General features: G+C 43.2%; 18 protein-coding genes. 13 read left to right on the top strand and 5 right to left on the bottom strand.

Annotated features, from left to right (window positions below; all coding sequences use genetic code 11):
• Positions 1-3: 3 nt before the first annotated feature.
• The gene (locus tag ABIN22_RS16925) at positions 4-1,785 is read left to right on the top strand and encodes a sensor histidine kinase (protein WP_109730819.1); all 1,782 of its coding nucleotides are present in this window, start codon (positions 4-6) and stop codon (positions 1,783-1,785) included.
• 51 nt (positions 1,786-1,836) lie between these two features.
• Here ABIN22_RS16925 and ABIN22_RS16920 read toward each other — a convergent pair whose 3' ends face one another.
• On the bottom strand, positions 1,837-2,334 hold the full coding sequence (locus ABIN22_RS16920; protein WP_109730818.1) for a QueT transporter family protein: 498 nt from the start codon (positions 2,332-2,334) through the stop codon (positions 1,837-1,839).
• Positions 2,335-2,938: 604 nt separating this feature from the next.
• Here ABIN22_RS16920 and ABIN22_RS16915 point away from each other — a divergent pair.
• Positions 2,939-3,091 (top strand): hypothetical protein, encoded by a 153-nt coding sequence (locus ABIN22_RS16915; protein ID WP_187370895.1) that lies wholly within the window; start codon positions 2,939-2,941, stop codon positions 3,089-3,091.
• 85 nt (positions 3,092-3,176) lie between these two features.
• Positions 3,177-3,485 (top strand): hypothetical protein, encoded by a 309-nt coding sequence (locus ABIN22_RS16910; RefSeq protein ID WP_346910101.1) that lies wholly within the window; start codon positions 3,177-3,179, stop codon positions 3,483-3,485.
• A gap of 434 nt (positions 3,486-3,919) precedes the next feature.
• Here the strand turns inward: ABIN22_RS16910 and ABIN22_RS16905 are convergent, their stop codons facing one another.
• From ABIN22_RS16905 to ABIN22_RS16890, 4 genes are all read right to left on the bottom strand, one after another.
• Positions 3,920-4,465, bottom strand: a complete 546-nt coding sequence (locus tag ABIN22_RS16905; protein ID WP_346910099.1) for a Uma2 family endonuclease — start codon at positions 4,463-4,465, stop codon at positions 3,920-3,922.
• A gap of 85 nt (positions 4,466-4,550) precedes the next feature.
• Complete coding sequence (locus tag ABIN22_RS16900; protein WP_346910097.1) at positions 4,551-4,796, bottom strand: helix-turn-helix domain-containing protein; 246 nt, start codon at positions 4,794-4,796, stop codon at positions 4,551-4,553.
• Positions 4,797-4,819: 23 nt separating this feature from the next.
• Positions 4,820-5,365, bottom strand: coding sequence for a Uma2 family endonuclease (locus tag ABIN22_RS16895; RefSeq protein WP_118622222.1), 546 nt, complete (start codon positions 5,363-5,365; stop codon positions 4,820-4,822).
• Positions 5,366-5,414: 49 nt separating this feature from the next.
• Positions 5,415-5,645: a helix-turn-helix domain-containing protein gene (locus ABIN22_RS16890; protein ID WP_118622220.1), complete on the bottom strand. Its 231-nt coding sequence runs from the start codon at positions 5,643-5,645 to the stop codon at positions 5,415-5,417.
• Between the two features lie 203 nt (positions 5,646-5,848).
• Here ABIN22_RS16890 and ABIN22_RS16885 point away from each other — a divergent pair, with 203 nt between their 5' ends.
• From ABIN22_RS16885 to ABIN22_RS16840, 10 genes are all read left to right on the top strand, one after another.
• The gene (locus ABIN22_RS16885; protein ID WP_346910094.1) at positions 5,849-6,436 is read left to right on the top strand and encodes an ANTAR domain-containing response regulator; all 588 of its coding nucleotides are present in this window, start codon (positions 5,849-5,851) and stop codon (positions 6,434-6,436) included.
• A 20-nt stretch (positions 6,437-6,456) separates the two neighbouring features.
• A complete protein-coding gene (locus ABIN22_RS16880) occupies positions 6,457-8,253 on the top strand; it encodes a histidine kinase dimerization/phosphoacceptor domain -containing protein (protein ID WP_346910092.1) in 1,797 nt (598 codons plus the stop codon).
• A gap of 267 nt (positions 8,254-8,520) precedes the next feature.
• Entirely contained in the window at positions 8,521-9,744 is a 1,224-nt protein-coding gene (locus ABIN22_RS16875; RefSeq protein ID WP_109730812.1) for an anhydro-N-acetylmuramic acid kinase, read from the top strand.
• Positions 9,745-9,779: 35 nt separating this feature from the next.
• Positions 9,780-11,261, top strand: a complete 1,482-nt coding sequence (locus ABIN22_RS16870) for a sugar ABC transporter ATP-binding protein (protein ID WP_346910090.1) — start codon at positions 9,780-9,782, stop codon at positions 11,259-11,261.
• Positions 11,262-11,277: 16 nt separating this feature from the next.
• The gene (locus ABIN22_RS16865) at positions 11,278-12,237 is read left to right on the top strand and encodes an ABC transporter permease (RefSeq protein WP_109730810.1); all 960 of its coding nucleotides are present in this window, start codon (positions 11,278-11,280) and stop codon (positions 12,235-12,237) included.
• Positions 12,238-12,330: 93 nt separating this feature from the next.
• A complete protein-coding gene (locus tag ABIN22_RS16860; protein WP_109730809.1) occupies positions 12,331-13,362 on the top strand; it encodes a sugar ABC transporter substrate-binding protein in 1,032 nt (343 codons plus the stop codon).
• Positions 13,363-13,375: 13 nt separating this feature from the next.
• Positions 13,376-14,062: a D-allulose 6-phosphate 3-epimerase gene (gene alsE, locus ABIN22_RS16855; protein WP_346910088.1), complete on the top strand. Its 687-nt coding sequence runs from the start codon at positions 13,376-13,378 to the stop codon at positions 14,060-14,062.
• A 211-nt stretch (positions 14,063-14,273) separates the two neighbouring features.
• Positions 14,274-15,266 carry a Gfo/Idh/MocA family protein gene (locus tag ABIN22_RS16850; RefSeq protein ID WP_346910086.1) on the top strand — a complete coding sequence of 331 codons (993 nt, stop codon included), beginning with the start codon at positions 14,274-14,276 and terminating at the stop codon, positions 15,264-15,266.
• 86 nt (positions 15,267-15,352) lie between these two features.
• Positions 15,353-16,744, top strand: a complete 1,392-nt coding sequence (asnS, locus tag ABIN22_RS16845; protein WP_346910084.1) for an asparagine--tRNA ligase — start codon at positions 15,353-15,355, stop codon at positions 16,742-16,744.
• Positions 16,745-16,835: 91 nt separating this feature from the next.
• Positions 16,836-17,888 carry a metallophosphoesterase family protein gene (locus tag ABIN22_RS16840; RefSeq protein WP_346910258.1) on the top strand — a complete coding sequence of 351 codons (1,053 nt, stop codon included), beginning with the start codon at positions 16,836-16,838 and terminating at the stop codon, positions 17,886-17,888.
• Positions 17,889-17,895 lie beyond the last annotated feature (7 nt).

Below are 17,895 nucleotides of genomic sequence, written 5' to 3'. Positions count from 1 at the left end.
ATTATGAAACTGAAGAATAAACTGCTTCTCTCTCAGATATTAGTGTTTCTGGTGATGTTTTTTACCCTGACGGTACTGCTTCCGCATATTGTTTACCTCTCATCAGGCGAGAAGGAACTGGAGAATGCCATGAATTTTAATGAACAGATTATGATGCGGATGGAACGCTGCTTTGACGAGGTGGAGCGTTTTTCCACTGTTGTCGGCAAAGATGACGGGTTGAATGAATTGCTTGAGGCTTATATGGAAGAACCGGTCGAGAAAAATGCGGCGAAGATACGCCTTTATCTGTCCGGGATGGGACGCAAGGACAGCCTGCCGCCGAATCAGGTACTGGGAATATATCTGAATGTCAGCAGGGGGGAGAAGAACTATAGTTTTAACACGGTCGGGATTTCCCAAAGTGTAAAATCACATATCCAGCAGCAGGTGCTTCCGAAGATGAGGGAGGAAGAGAAGAACAGCATGTTCGTAGAGCCTTTTACGTTTGTGAAGGAAGAGTCAACGGCATTTTTCGGGAGCAATTTTAACATGGGCTACGGGTATGCCCGGCAGTACGGCAAGAATGGGATCACAGGGCAGGCTGTCATTGTGGCCTCTTATGACGAGATCATCTACATTGCACAGGATGTCAATGATTACTGTAATGATTTTCTCCTCTTAAACGGGGATAATGTGCAGGTGGCGCCGAGTGTAAAAGATTCCGATATTGATGTGAATACGGCTCTCAGCGATCTGACGATAGGGGACAGCTATATGGAAGGCTTTCATCGGGATGAGGACGGAGTCACGGTCGTGCGTTATTCCCAGAACCGGAGCTGGAAGCTTTTGAGCAGGCTTACGAGGGAGGAAATTATTGCAAATAACCGTTCACTGATTCTGCTTAACGAGATTCTGGTAGCCATTTTCGGGATCTGCGTGGTTGCGGTCATGGTGCCGCTTGTCCGGAAATTTGTGGGCCCGCTCGGGGAAGTCTCACGGCAGATGGGCGAAATCGCAAAAGGAAACCTGAGTGCCCGGGTCACTGTTAAGTCCAGGGATGAAATCGGGGAAGCCAGTGAATCCTTTAACATTATGGCTGGTAAACTGGAGGACAATATTCAGGAGCTGATTGAAAAGGAAAAGCTGGAGCAGACGATGCGCTACAGCCTGCTTGTCTCACAGGTGGACCCTCATTTTATTTACAATACCATGAATACGATCACATATCTGGCCCAGAAGGAACGGAATGAGGATGTTATTGCCGTAAACAGGGCCATGATCGAAATCCTTCGGGACAGGCTGCGTATCGAAATTTCGGAAGTTTATGATACCGTAGAACAGGAACTGAATGTGACCAGACAGTATCTGATTATACAAAAGTACAGGTATGAAGGGACATTCAAAACAAAAATGGATGTGGATGAAGAGGTAAAAGGCATTCTGATTGCCAAGAATGTAATACAGCCGTTGGTTGAAAATGCACTGTTTCACGGAATTCTGGAAAATAAGGATGAGAACGGGGAGATTTTAGGCGGGTGTATTACGATCACCGCACATCAGGAAGAGGGGGAGATTGTGTTATCCATAGAGGACAACGGAGCGGGAATGTCGAGAGAACGGCTCGATGAAATCCTGAACCAGCCGAAAGGCAGAATCCGAGGGGCGCATATTGGCATCCGCAATATCCGTGAGCGGATTAAATACATATATGGCGAGTCTTATAATCTGGAAATTAGTTCGAAGGAAAGGCAGGGGACCAAAGTCGTCGTGAGACTGCCTGCCGTGATTAATAAAGAAGTCTGAATGTAAAAAAGAGCTGCCGCAAAATATTTTGTGACAGCTCTTTTATATCATTTAAGCAGTTCTGAAAATGGCGTGTCTGTATTTGCTCAGGGCGGCATATACAATCAGTCCGAGAACTCCGCAGGAAATGATTTCCCCGATGCCGACTGTCAGCATCATAAGCGGGATAGGAAGCAGTATCTGATACCCATAGCGCAGGACAAACGGTACGATGACCGTATTGGCCAGAACCGGCGGCAGCGGAGCGAGGAACTTGCTCTTCTTACGCAGCAGCCACGTGAATATGGCGCCGATCAGAGTCGCCAGACTTCCGAAAATAATATCCGGCAGGATACACCCGCCGAGTATGTTGCTGATGATACATCCGATGAACAGCCCCGGAACTGCGGCCGGAGTGAATACCGGGAGGATTGTCAGCGCTTCGGAAAGACGGACCTGCACTTCTCCGTAACTGAATGGTGCGAATACGACCGTGATCACTACATAGATCGCGGCAATCATCGCCGCCTGTGACATAAACAGTACTTTGTTGTTGCCTGAATTCTTCATTTTTCAATTCTCCTTTAGTTTTGTTTTACGTGTGGAAGGTCTCGAACACACGATTCATTTTACGGCGGGAATCGCCGGTAAGCCCGTAAGACCTTATTTTTCAGGGCTTGGGAACGATTGTTAGTATAGCATGGGGGGAGGGGAAAAGCAAGAAAAGTACAAAAAAAGTACAAAATTGGAAAATGCAGCGGCATGAAACCGCTACACTGAGCATTCAGTCTTTTTTGAAAAGGTCCCAAAACAAAATTTCTTGTTCGTTATCAGTATAATTATAAACAAATGTGAGGGTTCTGAATTCCATATACTCATATATATCTTTAACGAGTAAACGGAATGAATCTATTGGCACATTAACCCTTTTCTTACAGATAAAAAGAACCATGTTTGCTTTTACTGGGTGATACGGTTCCTCGTATTGATTTTTCATTATCCAATCCTCAGAACCGATTAAATTTTTTTCGTCATTAATTGTTGCGGCTTTATAGAGATGTTAGAAAAGCTAGGCGATTGCGTAGACACTACACCGGGCTATAGTGACAGGCTGATTATTTCAGGTAACGTCCATGTATAGAAAAGTAACAACCCCACGGGTACTACGATACCTATGGGGCAAGCCAATGACCTGAATGTCATTGAATGGCAGAAGGATGACAAGACGGCCATATTATGCCTGACACAGGGGAGAACGATCACAAGAGTAATGAGACTGACTGAGAGCCGCTCGGAGGAATGTAGGATAATTGAAGAGCGATGGTAAGTGATATATAATTTACTTATTGGAGGATCTATATATGAAGAATACGGAAAGCAGATTAGGAGAAGCACGATTTTTTTTCAATAAGATGAAAGAGAGTGAGAATGTATTTCCTGAATTTAATTATTATTTAAATGCATTTATTAGTTCATCGAGGTCGGTTTTATGGATTATGAATGCTGAGTATAATAAAATAGAGGGATGGCATAAATGGTACGCAGATAAGGAACCTGACGAATTAACGAAAATTATGTTAAAAGGAATAGTCGATGCAAGAAATAGATCTCTAAAAAAAGAACCTTTATATGCTAATAAGTATATAACGTTGGGAGATGATCAGTGCTATACTGACCTGATGGAGATTTTAGAAAGTTTAGTGGGAAGAGAATTGATTTAGAAATTAAACAATATACAGAGTGCAAAGAATACAGCTATAAACAAAGTAAAAATGAGTTGGTAATAACTGGTAAATAAAGTATTAACAAAACAATAGAAGAGTTTAAAAATAAAAGTATTATAGAAGTAGCAGATAAATATGTAGAATGGTTAGAAGAAATAGTTATAGAGTGTGTAAATAAATTTGGATAGCATAAATTATCTAATATGCCTCATAAAAATATCTGACCGTATTTTAACGAATTATACACTTGTTTTTGTGATTTGTTAGGTCAGCTCTACAAATGTGGTAGCTGTTTTCTTTGTTTCTCTAATGTAGCATATCTGGCGAAATAAATCTGCTATCTTTCCTTTCCGAAAGAGTATCGAGATATTCAAGACACCTTAAAAAGTAGTAAAACCCGCCCCCAATCCTGATAAAAGGGGCGGCAGTGGTTAAATGTTTAATTGTCCGAAGTCAATTGACAGGTCTTCATAGATGCCAGTTTTTACAGAATCAGAGAAATCATATTCTACCATATCCTCTGATTCAAAATTATAGACAGTGATACGGTTCTTGTCAGGGTCTACAACCCAGTATTCTTTTGTTCCGGCAGTGCGATATTTGAATAGTTTGGTTAGATAGTCCATGCGCCGGCTGCCAGTTGAGACAATTTCAATCACCCAGTCCGGTGCGCCTACACAACCTTTATCATTCAGTTTATCAAGATTGCAAATTACGCTAATATCAGGCTCCACATAGTTTTTATCATCCTCATTCAAGAACACGGCGAAAGGGGCAATAAATGGTTCACATTCTCCACCTTTTGTAGATATATAGTTGGCAATAATATTAAACAGTTTTCCGGCTATCCTCTGATGAGTTGTATTTGGGGCAGCCATATAGTATATCTGTCCGTCAATCAGTTCAGCACGTACGCCGTCAGGCAGTGCATAGATATCTTCAATTGTGTATTCTTTCTTTTGGTTTGGTAATGGCATTTTAACACATCCTTCCATGAAATAGTATTGACAGAGTGACAGCGGCTATTCGGTGGTTCTGATCAAACACACTTTAAGATATATATTAAGAATTTGGTTGAAAATCTACAATCAAATTATATCCCATAGCAGATAGAATTTTATCAGCGTCCTCACAACCAAAATTTTTCTTTGCTAATAGTTTAGTTAATCCTTGGGACTTGATTTGAAGCTTTTCAGCAATTTCACGTTGGGTGATTTTGCTTCCCAACATAAGTTTTTTGATTTCAATAATTATTTGTTCATTATCATTCAGCAAGCAACCGGATGCCGTATCAGGAGAATTCTTCACCTGATGGGAGGGGGCGGCAGTGATTAAATATTCAGTTGTTCGAAGTCAATTGACAGGTCTTCATAGATGCCTGCTTTTACAGAATCAGTAAAAGTGTATTCGATAGTATCCTCTGATTCAAAGTTATATACCATAATACGGTTTTTATCAGGGTCAACTATCCAATATTCCCGTACCCCGGCAGTACGGTATTTGAATAATTTAGTGTAATAGTCCATGCGCCTGCTTCCCGGGGAGACTATTTCAATCACCCAATCAGGGGCACCTGCGCAGCCTTGTTCATTTAGCTTATCAGGTGAGCAAATGAGGCTGATATCTGGTTCTACATAGGTTTTATCATCTTCATTCAAAAATACGGCAAATGGGGCGATGTAGAGCTTGCATAAGCCATCCTTGGATTTGATGTAATCACGGATAGTACCGGCAAGTTCTAATAGTATTTCTTGATGTTTCCTGTTTGGCGGGGCCATATAGTATATCTGCCCGTCAATCAACTCAGCACGTTCCCCATCAGGCAGAGAATAAATATAATCAGCAGTGTATTCGTTCTTCTGGTTTGGTAATGGCATTTTAACACATCCTTCCATGAAATAGTATTGACAGAGTGACAGTGGCTAATCAAATGCGTTCCATAGTTTCATTCGTATCCGGCACATATTCCATTAAATCTCCAGGCTGGCAGTTAAGCAGTTTACAAATAATAGATATGTTTTCCCATGATACTAATTCGTTGTTTCGAAATTTTTGCAATGTGGCTTCTCCAAGTAATTTTTCTTTGCGGAGACGATAAGTAGAATATCCTGCTGTTTTTAAAGCAGAAATAATATTGGTTTTGTACTGAATTGCCATTGGCAGCCTCCCTTTGATGTGAAATTGCGGTAGGATAGAAAGACCAATTTTCTATTGTGCTATTATTATAACAGGGATATACACATATAACAAGTGTATATCGATACCTTTCCCATTCCATTAATTAACAAACATAATGAAGTTGACCTATCTCAGGCTGGTCTTTATAATAAGACTCAAGTGGTGTTGGAAAGGTGGTCTGTATGGAAACGAAGAAATTAAAGGTTTTTATTGCGGAGGATGAGGCTGTCATCCTGACAAGCTTCAAGCTCATGGTTAGGGAAATGGGGTACAGCATTGCGGGAAGTGCTGCGAACGGGAAGGATGCGCTGGAAAAGATTCAAAACACAGAGCCGGATCTGATTCTGATGGACATTAATCTTCCCGAAAAGGACGGTCTGTCTGTTTTAGAGGAGGTAAACCGTAATAAGGTGATTCCTTCTATTATCGTATCGGGTGAGTTTTCCGGGGAATTGGTAGACCGGGCAAATGAAGTTGGTGTATTCGGTTATCTGTTAAAACCCATTGACGAGAAGCAGCTGGAGGTGACGATTAAAGTTGCCTTGCGCAGATTCGAAGAGTTTAAAGAGATGAGTGATAAGCATGAGAATCTGAACATGGCGCTTAAGGAACGCAAGCTGGTCGAGCGGGCGAAGGGAATCCTGATGGATCGGTTTGGCGTGAAGGAATCTGAAGCCATGAAGCAGATGCAGAAAAAAAGCAGGGATAAAAATAAAAAACTGGTGGTAATAGCCCGGGAAATCATTGATGCGGAAAAACTGCTGTCATAGGGGGTGTGTATATGTTTTGCATGGAGCATGTCGCAGGAAAAACGCCCGGAAGCAGGATCAGGGATGTCAGTATCATGGTGGATGGTCCAAGGATACAGGCCGTCATCTGTCCCAATATTAACACAATCGATGAGTTTATGCAGATACTGCACGAGGAGAATTCGATTCAGTCCGGAACTATAACGATGGATGGCGGGGAGTATTATGCAAAGGTTCAGGACAATCAGGTTGCATTCATTACCAAGAAAAAAAATCTATATTACAACTTGCCGGTGGCGGACAATATTATGCTTTCTACGGAAAAGATTCCGTTTTTCCTTTCGGAAAAGAAAATTGAGCAGAGGTGTGCTGCACTTTTGAAAGAGGTGGATTATTCGCTGGATGTTAGAACAAAGGTCCGGAATCTGTCGCAGGAGGAGAGGACACTTGTGTCAATTTTAAAAGCTGCAGCGCTAAAACCGAGGCTTTTGGTGGTAGATGAGATCCACGGAAGACTTTCTTATAAAGGGATGAGCTGCTTTCTCAGAGTACTTGAGATGCTCAAAAAGCAGGGGACGATGATCCTGTATTTTACGAGCCAGTGGGAGGACTCTGTAAAAATCGGCGAAGAGGTTACCGTGATTGCGCACGGGAAAACGTTCGGAGAGTATCTAGTGGAAGACATCAAGAAAAATCCGGCACAGATATATCATGTCATGCTCGGCGGGGAAAGACTAAAGAAAGATGAGAAGCAGGAAGAGTTCCTACAGGCTTTGAGTCAGGGTATCGGAGAAATAAGAGAAGGTTATGATCAAAGCAATATGATGAAGGAGCTGGCAAAAAGGATAACAAAAGAGCTGAAAGCGACCCACTGCAGAATATATCTGATTGACGAAAAAAATAACAGCATTATGCGGATCTCGGATGAAGAAGGCGCAAGGGTGCCTTTCATGAAAAAGGAGATATTGGAGGAACTAAATAAAAAACAGGAGATGTATTATTTTAGTATATTTGAGAATTCCGATTTCCTTTCATGTTTTGAAGATCATGATAATCATGACATGGAGACTGTTCTTGGCATCCCGATCAAATCAAACGGGGAGAATGTGGGTGTGATTCAGGTTTTCTATCGGAACTATTATGTTTACTCCGAAAAAGACAGATTGTATCTGGAACTGATAGGACGTGAGATCGCGATGCTGATCGAGAATTCGCGCCTGAAGGGGCGTTCGGTTCTTTTGCAGGAAAGCCATCACCGGATAAAGAACAATTTGCAGGTGATCATCAGTCTGCTTCAGATGGAAAAACTGATGCTCCGTCACAAACTGAATAATCCTGACAGTGTCGGTGAAGTGGGGGAGATGATCGAGGAAATCATAGGGCGCATTAAGAGCATCGCAACGATCCATAATATTCTGGCCCATGACCCTTCAACGAGAAATGTGGCCGACATTGAAGAAATTATCGGGGAAATACAGAAGTTTTACAGCCAGAGTGCAGAAGTCACAGTACATACTGATAAAGTTTTTGTGCCGTACAACAGATCGGCTTCTCTGGCACTTGTAGTCAATGAATTAATTAATAACAGTATTAAACATGCAAGGAAAGAGGACCTGAAGATTGACATCAGGATCAGCCGCGGGGAGGACATGATCATAATCGAATACAGGGATACAGGAAATGGGTTCCCGGATGACTTCGATCCGGATGATCAGACCGGAATTGGGTTAATGGTGATTCAGTCCATTGTCTGTGATGAATTCAAAGGGAGTGTGGAATTCCGAAATGAGAATGGTGCATATATCATAATAAAAGCAAACGAAAATATATTTTTATGATAAAAATGCATAAAACTTATTGACAAAAGAAAAAATGAATGGTATTATTTGCTCAAACAGAAGAGAAAGAAAGCAAATTCATGGTTGATTTGCATAGTTTCGTGTAAAGGTTATGGACGCCAACACAATTTATTGTGTTGGCGTTTTTTGCGTTATCACGCGGGCAGCCAGATAAATACTACGCCGGCTAATTGTATTTGTACGAATGCTTTCTTTCCCGGGTGAAAACCCCTGTGGCAATAACAAAAAAGAAAGGTGTGTAATGTTATGGCATTAATTATTGGATTAAATAGTGGCAGTTCCTGTGATGGAGTGGATTGTGTATTAGCGGAGATTTCAATGGCAGAGGATCACCAGCCAAACCCTCCGAAATATCTGGGGGGAATTTCAGTTGACTGGCCAAAGCGTCTGAACGAGATGATCTGGGATGCATTTGACTTAAAACTTGGGCTTAACGATCTTGCTAAATTAAACTATGCAATAGGAGGATTTTTTGGGATTGCGGTAAAAAAACTGCTGAAAGAAACCGGGCACACGGCGGATGAGATTGAATGCATCGGAGTGGACGGGCAGCAGGTATTCCTCCATCAGACAGACAGGGCGAAGGCAGATGCGGTTACAGATGAAATGTTTGAAAATGATTATCCGGATCTGTTTCTGGATGATATTTATGCATACGGATTCTGCTTCGGTGATGGAAATGTGGTTGCAGCCTATACCGACATCACGACCGTATCACAGTTCCGCCCCGCAGACCATGCAGTAGGAGGGCAGGGGGCACCTTTGATGCAGTATGTAGACTATGTGCTGTTCAGAAATGAAAAACCAACCCTGACTTTGAATATCGGCGGAATCTCTAATGTTCACAAGGTTTACAAAAACAGAAAGAAAATGCTTGGGTATGACTGCGGACCCGGGAATATCATGATGGATTACATAGCAAAACAATATTTTGGCGTGAATTATGATAAAGATGGAGCCATTGCAGCCAGAGGAAAGTATGACGAAGAAATGTTAAAAGAACTGATGACGGCGGATTTTCTAACAAGACCTTATCCGAGATCAGCCTGGAGAGATGATTTTGACTGTGAATATTCTGAAAAAATGAGGCAGAAATACTCCCATCTTTCGGATGAAGATATTATGGCGACTTTTAATGTGTTCTCGGCGGAAGCGATTGTTTCAAGTATACGTGAGTTTGTCGACCTGTCTGATACAGAGGTAATGTATGCAAGCGGCGGTGGTGCTTATAATAAGACCCTTTTGAAAAATATTCAGGAGAGACTGCCTGAACTGAAAGTAGAAACTTCTTTTGCAATCGGAATACCACCCCAGTTCAAGGAGGCCATGAAGTTTGCCACATTAGGTTATGCAGCCGTGCACCAGAGTGCGAATAATGTGCCAGGTGCATGCAGGGCAAGAAAGTATAACGTTTTGGGACATATCTGTGTAGCACCTAAGTACGCCCTTGGAACAGATGACAGTGAATAGGAAATCTCAGGAATAAGAAAGGCGGGAAATGGAACATGATAGAATTTAAACATATTACCAAGACTTTCTTTTCCAATAAGGCATTAGATGATGTGAGCTTTAAGGCGTATTCAGGTGAAATCCTTGCACTTCTCGGGCAGAACGGCGCAGGGAAAAGCACTCTGATGAAAATTCTGTCCGGAGTCTATAAAAAAGACGAAGGACAGATATTCATTGAAGGCAGGGAGGCGGAGCTGGGAAGTGCCGAGGAGAGCCGAAAAAACGGGATTGGTATAGTATTTCAGGAATTGAGTAATGTTCCCCATTTGACGGTGGCAGAGAATATTGTGCTGGCAAATGAGCCTCTAAAAGGAGCTTTTGTAGATAAGAAGAAACAACTTGAAGTTGCCGCGGAAATGCTTGCGAGAATGGGAATCGATGATATAGCGCCGGACAGGAAACTGCTTGGTATGAGTGTTTCCCAGCAGCAGATATGTGAGATTGCAAAATGTATTTCCCAAAATCCCCAAATTGTTATTTTTGATGAACCTACCACATCGCTGACGACAAAGGAAAAAGAAAAACTGTTTGAGATTATGAGGAAGATGAAGCAGGACGGCCTCACAATTATTTTTATCACACATTATCTGGAGGATGCCATCATGATGGCGGACAGATGCGTTGTCATGAAGGACGGAAAAGTTGCTTTCCACGGTATGATGGAAGGCTTAACTGAGAATCAGCTTGTCGGCTTCATGATCGGGGAAAAAGCAAGCGATTTCTACCCGGCATATCAGAATTATACGACCGAAGAAACGGCTCTTGAATTAAAAGGGTTTGGCGGAGGGGTAGTGAGCCCTCTGGACCTTACGGTCCGCTATGGGGAAGTGGTTGGGCTTTCGGGGCTGATCGGGGCCGGACGTACGGAACTTGCACATCTGATTATCGGCGAAGATAAAGCGAAATGCGGACATATTTTTGTTAACGGCAAAGAAGTACATATCAGGAATGAAAATGATGCATTAAGGCACGGAATCGGTTACATCAATGAGGACAGGAGAACGGGCGGGCTGAACCTGACGATGTCTCTTCAGTTTAATCTGTCAATACCAAGTCTGGTTGCTGGCAGGAAAGAGGTAATTAAAAAAGGAATGGCTGATGACCGCGGCATCAGCCGGATGGCAGAAGAAATGATAGGGAAACTAGGTGTAAAGTGTAGTTCGCCAAAACAGAAGCTGATGAATCTAAGCGGCGGAAACCAACAAAAAATATCTATTGGGAAGTGGATTGCTTCCGGTGCAAGGATCCTGATTTTTGACGAACCTACAAAGGGGATAGACGTTCTTGCAAAAGCCAAGGTATATGAGGTGATCAGAGAACTTGCAAAGCAGGGATGTGCCGTGTTGGTGATCTCTTCCTATAACCCGGAACTGAAAGGGGTCTGCGACAGGATTGAGGTCATGGCAAAAGGGCGGATCACAGGAAGTTACGGGCGGGAAACAATAGAAGAAGAGTTGATGTTGGCACAGCAGAGATAAGCGGGAGGTGTATAAAATGGGTACAAAAAAGAAAGAAGCTTTTAAGGAAAGGTTAAATTCACTGACAGTTCTTTTAGTACTGGTGCTTATGCTGCTGGTATTCTCTGTGATTGCCAAGGGATTTTTTTCCACAAGAAATTTATATTACCTGCTGCAGCAGGTGTCAGTAGTAGGACTGCTTGCGGTAGGACAGACGTTTGTAATCGTTAGTAAAGGGATTGACCTGTCAGTGGGCACGACAGTCGGGCTGTCCTGTATCATGTCTGCGATTTTGATTACACAATACCATGTACCGGTGCTATTGGCGATAACACTGGCAATTCTTTTGGGAGCATTTGTTGGAGCAATCAATGGAATTCTGGTGGCCATACTGGGAATCCCCGCGTTTATTGCCACGCTGGGAACGATGTATGTATTTGAGGCAGTTGCCCTGCTGAGCTGCGGAGGGAATAATATTTATAGTCTGCCTGCTTCCATCAAAGCATTTTCAAACCTGAATCTGCTGGGAATAATACCAAGTATCACGATCATTACACTGATTTTCGCGGTCGTGGCTCATGTTTTATTAAGCAAGACAAGATTTGGAAGGTATACATATGCGATCGGAAGTAACGAGGAGGCAGCCAGATTTTCGGGGATTAAGGTAAAGACAAAGTTATTTATGATTTATTTAATGAGCGGTATTCTGAGTGGAATCGCGGGTGCCCTGATGCTGTGCAGATTAAACTGCGGTGTGGCACTTGCCGGAGAGGGATATGAAATGAATGCAATCGCGGCCGTTGTTATCGGCGGAGGGAGTCTGTTCGGTGGTGAAGGCAGCATACCGGGGGCGCTGGTTGGGGCACTGATTATGACCGTGCTGTCAAATGGGCTTCAGCTTATGGGTGTATCCACATACTGGCAAAAGCTTTTAATCGGAATCGTTCTTGTATGCGCCGTATTTATTGATAATGTACGGAGAAGGAAAGAAATGTAAGAGAATACAAGAGAATATCAATTAGTGTAAAGGCTGGTTATCCGGTTAAGGAAACAAGATATAAAATTATAGAAGAAAGAGGATGAAAAACTTATGAAAAAGAAAATAGCTGCAGCTTTGGTAATGTGTATGGTATTAGGCCTGACCGCATGCGGGACAAATGGGGCCGGAGGTTCTGGGGAAGGCTCTAAAAAAGAAGATACGAAAAGTGGAGATACAGCAGAGATTCAGGTAATCCCGATGTCAACAGCATCCGCATACTGGCTTGCTGTAAAGCAGGGGGCTGAGGATGCGGCAGCTGACTTAAAGGAGGAGTATGGTAATATTCAGGTGAAATATGACGGGCCTCCGAAAAACGGGGATGCGACCGGGCAGATTGACATTATGAATAATGCCGTTACAGCCCAGGTGGATGGAATCGTTCTGGCAGCTACAGATCCTGAGGCACTTCTGGAACCTGTGAAAAATGCAATTGCAGAGGGCGTCCATGTTGTGACTGTGGACAGTGGTGTAGAGCCAAATGAAGCGGACTCATTCTTTTACACGAATAATATAGAAGGATGCAAAAAATTAGGGGAACATATGTTGGAGGAGCTGGGAAAGGATACGAAGGGAAGTTATGCAATCATCGGTGACAGCTATGAATTTGCGGCAGGTAAAGACCGTCCTGATGGCTTTGAACAGGCGATGGCGGAAAATGCAGGCATGGAATATCTGGGAATCCAGCTGGCAAAATCAGATATTGCAGAAGCAGAAAATATTTGTTCCAATTTCCTGACGGCAAATCCCGATCTGGATCTGATTTTTGCTACTAATGACGCTGCGGCACAGGGGGCACTAAATGCGTTTAATAAAGCAGGCATTACAAATGAAGTGAAATTATGCGTGGTGGATGTAAGTGAAGATGTTTTAACAGCTATGGAAAAAGGGATTATTGATGCAGCAGCACTTCAAAATCCTTATACAATGGGGTATGAGGGGGTTGTATCTATTATGAAACTTTTGAATGGCGAAACGGTGGAAAAACAGGTAGATACAGGTGTGTTCATCCTGACTCCGGAGAATATGAAAACAGAGGAAGCCGTAAAAGCAATCCAGCAGTATCTGCCGGATTATCAGCCTTAACAGGAGGGACAGGATGAGACCTCAATTTGCACCGTCCCTGATGTGCATGGATTTTCTGAATGTCAGGGAGGATATGGAAATACTAAACCGGCATGCGGATCTGTACCATGTAGATATCATGGATGGACATTACTGCAAAAATATTACATTGTCCCCGGATATGGTGAAAGTATTTAAAAGTGTTGCAAAAAAGCCGATAGATGTTCACCTGATGACGACAGACCCGCTGGACTGGATTGAACGTGTAGCAGATGCCGGGGCGGATTATATTTCTCCTCATGCTGAAACAATCAATGCGAATGCATACAGGGTTCTGAATGAGATAGAGAATCTGGGATGTAAAAAAGGGGTTGTGTTGAATCCGGCAACGCCCCTTAGTATGGCTGAACAGTACCTGAAACGGATTGACCTGCTTACGATTATGACGATTGACGTGGGATTTGCAGGACAGCCGTTTATTGAAGAGATGCTGGAAAAGGTAAGGCTGGCGAAACGCCTGAAGGAAGAAAACGGGTATCATTACCAGATCCAGATAGACGGATCCTGCAATCAAAAAACATACAAAAAACTGTTTGATGCGGGGGCGGAAATCTTTATCGTAGGTTATTCAGGGCTTTTCAGACTAGAAGAAACTCTAGAAAAGTCATGGGGCAGAATGGAAGAGATATTCAGGCAGGAGACTGGTTGCCCTGAGATATAGAAGAAAAAATTTCGTTAATTTGAAATATATCTTTGCACAGGAGATCTAATGTGCAAAGATATATTTTTTTAGCAAACAGATACGTATCTATACTTGAAAGGCGGGAATATCTTGACTTATAAGGATAAGATGGTATTCTATATTTACTATTATATGATAAGTATTATATAAAAAATAAGGTTAAATAACTAAGATCGAAATAATCAGGAAGATGAGGAAAGGAAATTTGAAGCTGGGAATTGTAGGAACGAATTTTATAAGTGACTGGCTCGCTGAAGCAGCGGCAAAAGTGCCGGATGTGGAACTATATGCGGTTTATTCGAGAAAACAGGAGACAGGGGACGGGTTTGCCTGCAGGCATCAGATTCCAAATGTTTATACGGACTATGAGGAATTTCTGCAGTCAGACATAGAGGCTGTTTACATTGCAACGCCTACTTATGCACACTGTCCGCAGGCAATTGAGGCCATGCGTCATAAGAAACATGTTTTGTGTGAGAAGATTATGGCTGTAAATGAAAGAGAAGCGGCAGCGATGTTTGAATGCTCCCGACAGAATGAAGTCGTGCTGCTGGAAGCCATGAGGCCTGATTTTGACCCTGCATTCAGGCTGGTGGAAGAGAATCTTCCGCGCATCGGCAGGCTGAGGCGTGTGACGATGGAGTATTGCCAGTATTCTTCACGTTATGATAAGTTCCGTGCAGGTAAGATCCTCAATGCATTCAACCCTGAACTTTCAAATGCAGCAATTATGGATATCGGGGTCTATTGTATACACACGTTAGTCAGAATGCTCGGTATGCCGCAGGAAATAAAAGCGTTTTCCACGAAACTTGAAAATGGTTTTGAGGGAAATGGAATCGTAATGATGCAGTATGGGGATGTGACTGCCGAGGCGGTTTACTCAAAAATTACGGAATCTGTCAATCCGAGTATATTCCTCGGAGAAGAGGGAAGTATTCTTATAGGAAAAATTTCACAGCCGGATACGCTGGAAATCGTGTTCCGGGACGGCAGAAGAGAAGCTATCCCTTATACACCCGCAAAGAACAATATGGTTTACGAGGTACAGGAATTTGTCCGGCTTGTGAAGGAAAAATGCATAGAACATCCCTACAAAAAGTATTCTCTGGATACTTTGCGGGTTACAGATGAGGCCAGAAGACAGAACGGGATTGAATTTCAGGCGGATTCAGTGTTATAATAGTGCCAGAGTGTGTTTGGTGATTCACCGCACCCGTCCGGTGTTTTATGAAGGATAAAATATAAAGGGAATAAGGAGTATTTGGTATGGACCTGGTGACAATTCGAGAATTATTTAAAAACAGAGAAGAATATTTGGACAAGAAGGTAACTGTCGGAGGATGGATCCGCAGCATCCGCGACTCTAAGACTTTTGGATTTATTGTTGTAAACGACGGTTCTTATTTTGAACCGCTGCAGATTGTATATCATGATAAAATGGAGAACTTCGATGTGATCTCCAAACAGAATGTAGGGGCAGCGATCGTAGTAACCGGAACACTGGTAGCGACACCACAGGCAAAACAGCCATTTGAGATTCAGGCAGACGAAATTTCCGTCGAAGGCGCCTCTGCACCGGACTATCCGCTGCAGAAGAAACGGCACAGTTTCGAATATCTCAGAACAATTTCACATTTGCGTCCGAGAACAAATACGTTTCAGGCAGTATTCAGAGTGCGCTCTCTGATTGCATATGCGATCCACCAATTTTTTCAGGAGAGAGGTTTCGTATATGTCCACACACCACTGATTACAGGAAGCGACTGTGAGGGTGCGGGCGAGATGTTCAGAGTCACAACTCTGGATATGGAAAATGTACCGAAGAACCCCGACGGCACCGTTGATTACAGTCAGGATTTCTTCGGAAAAGAGACAAGCCTGACTGTGAGTGGACAGCTCAACGGGGAGACATTTGCACAGGCGTTTAGAAGCATCTACACCTTTGGACCAACCTTCCGCGCAGAAAATTCCAACACTACACGCCACGCCGCAGAATTCTGGATGATCGAACCAGAGATAGCATTTGCAGATCTGGATGACAATATGGACCTGGCAGAAGCCATGCTGAAGTATGTAATCTCCTACGTTCTTGAGAACGCACCGGAAGAAATGAACTTCTTCAATTCCTTTGTGGACAAGGGGCTGCTGGGCAGACTCCAGAATGTAGTCAACTCAGACTTTGCAAGAGTTACTTATACAGAAGCAGTCGAACTGCTTGAGAAAAACAATGACAAGTTCGAGTACAAGGTACACTGGGGGACAGACCTTCAGACAGAACACGAGCGCTACCTGACAGAGGAAGTTTATAAACGCCCTGTATTCGTAACAGATTACCCGAAAGAAATCAAAGCATTCTACATGAAGCTGAACGAAGACGGCAAGACAGTGGCAGCAGTCGACTGTCTGGTGCCGGGAATCGGTGAAATCATTGGAGGAAGCCAGAGAGAAGACGATTACGACAAGCTGACAGAACGAATGAAAGAAATGAACCTGAATGAAGAAGACTACAAATTCTATCTCGATCTGAGAAAATATGGTTCAACAAGACATGCAGGATTCGGCCTTGGATTCGAAAGATGCGTCATGTACCTGACAGGAATGTCAAACATCCGCGACGTAGTGCCATTCCCGAGAACTGTGAATAACTGCGAACTATAGAACAATTAATTGGGGACGTAACAAACTTCAAAAAGGTTACGTCCCCAATTGACTTTTGTGGTGTACCAAAATGGAGATTATGGAGGACATGATGAGATTTATCCACATTGCTGATGTGCATCTCGGGGCGCAGCCGGATGCCGGAAGTGCTTATTCTGCGGGGCGTCCGCAGGAGATATGGGAGAGTTTTTCACAGGTTATTGCCCTGTGTGAGGAGGAAAAAACGGATGTTTTGCTTATTGCAGGTGATTTGTTTCACCGGCAGCCTCTTTTGAGGGAGTTAAAGGAAGTGAATTATCTGTTTTCCACATTGTCACATACTCAGGTTGTTTTTATTGTGGGTAACCATGATTATATAAAAAAGGGGTCCTATTACCGTACGTTCCAGTGGAATGAGAATGTCCACCCTTTGCTTGGCAGTGAGCTTGGTTATGTGATGCTGCAGGAATTTAATCTGGCGGTGTACGGATTCAGTTATCATGCGAGGGAGATACGCGAGGAACGCTATAACCTTAAAGCCCCGGGGACGGCGGAATATGAGATTCTTCTGGCGCATGGCGGGGACGAGAAGCATGTGCCTGTCCGAACGGATGCTTTTGAAAATTCGGGGTTTGATTATGTCGCACTGGGGCATATCCACAAACCGCAGGTGTTGGTTAAGAATCTGGCTGTTTACGCAGGGGCGCTGGAGCCTGTGGATAAAAATGATACCGGGCAGCACGGGTTTGTCCGGGGGGAAATTACGGAGAAGGGGACCCATGTTGAGTTTGTTCCTTATGCATCCCGTGAATATATTCATCTTGCGCTGCGGGTAAATGAGTCTATGACGAACGGCAGTGTGAAGGATTACATTAAAGGAACTGTGGAAAAGCGCGGTGTTCAGAATGTGTATAAGTTTATTCTGAGGGGGTACCGGGACGCTGATGTGGAGTTTGATACGGCCCATATGGATGTGTATGGAAATATTCTCGAGATTGAGGATGAGACGAGGCCGGCTTACGACTATCAGAAATTGTATGAAGAAAATCAGGATAACCTGATCGGAAAGTTTATCGGGGAGTTCTCAGGCTGTACAGAAGGAAGTATAGAATACCAGGCATTACAGGAAGGGGTTCAGGCGCTTTTGGAGAACAGTCTGATATAAAGAAAGT

The sequence above is a fragment of the Faecalicatena orotica genome, assembly GCF_905197545.1.
In the GTDB taxonomy this organism is placed as follows: Bacteria; Bacillota; Clostridia; order Lachnospirales; family Lachnospiraceae; genus Faecalicatena_A; species Faecalicatena_A orotica.
This window is presented reverse-complemented; position numbering and strand designations above follow the sequence as displayed.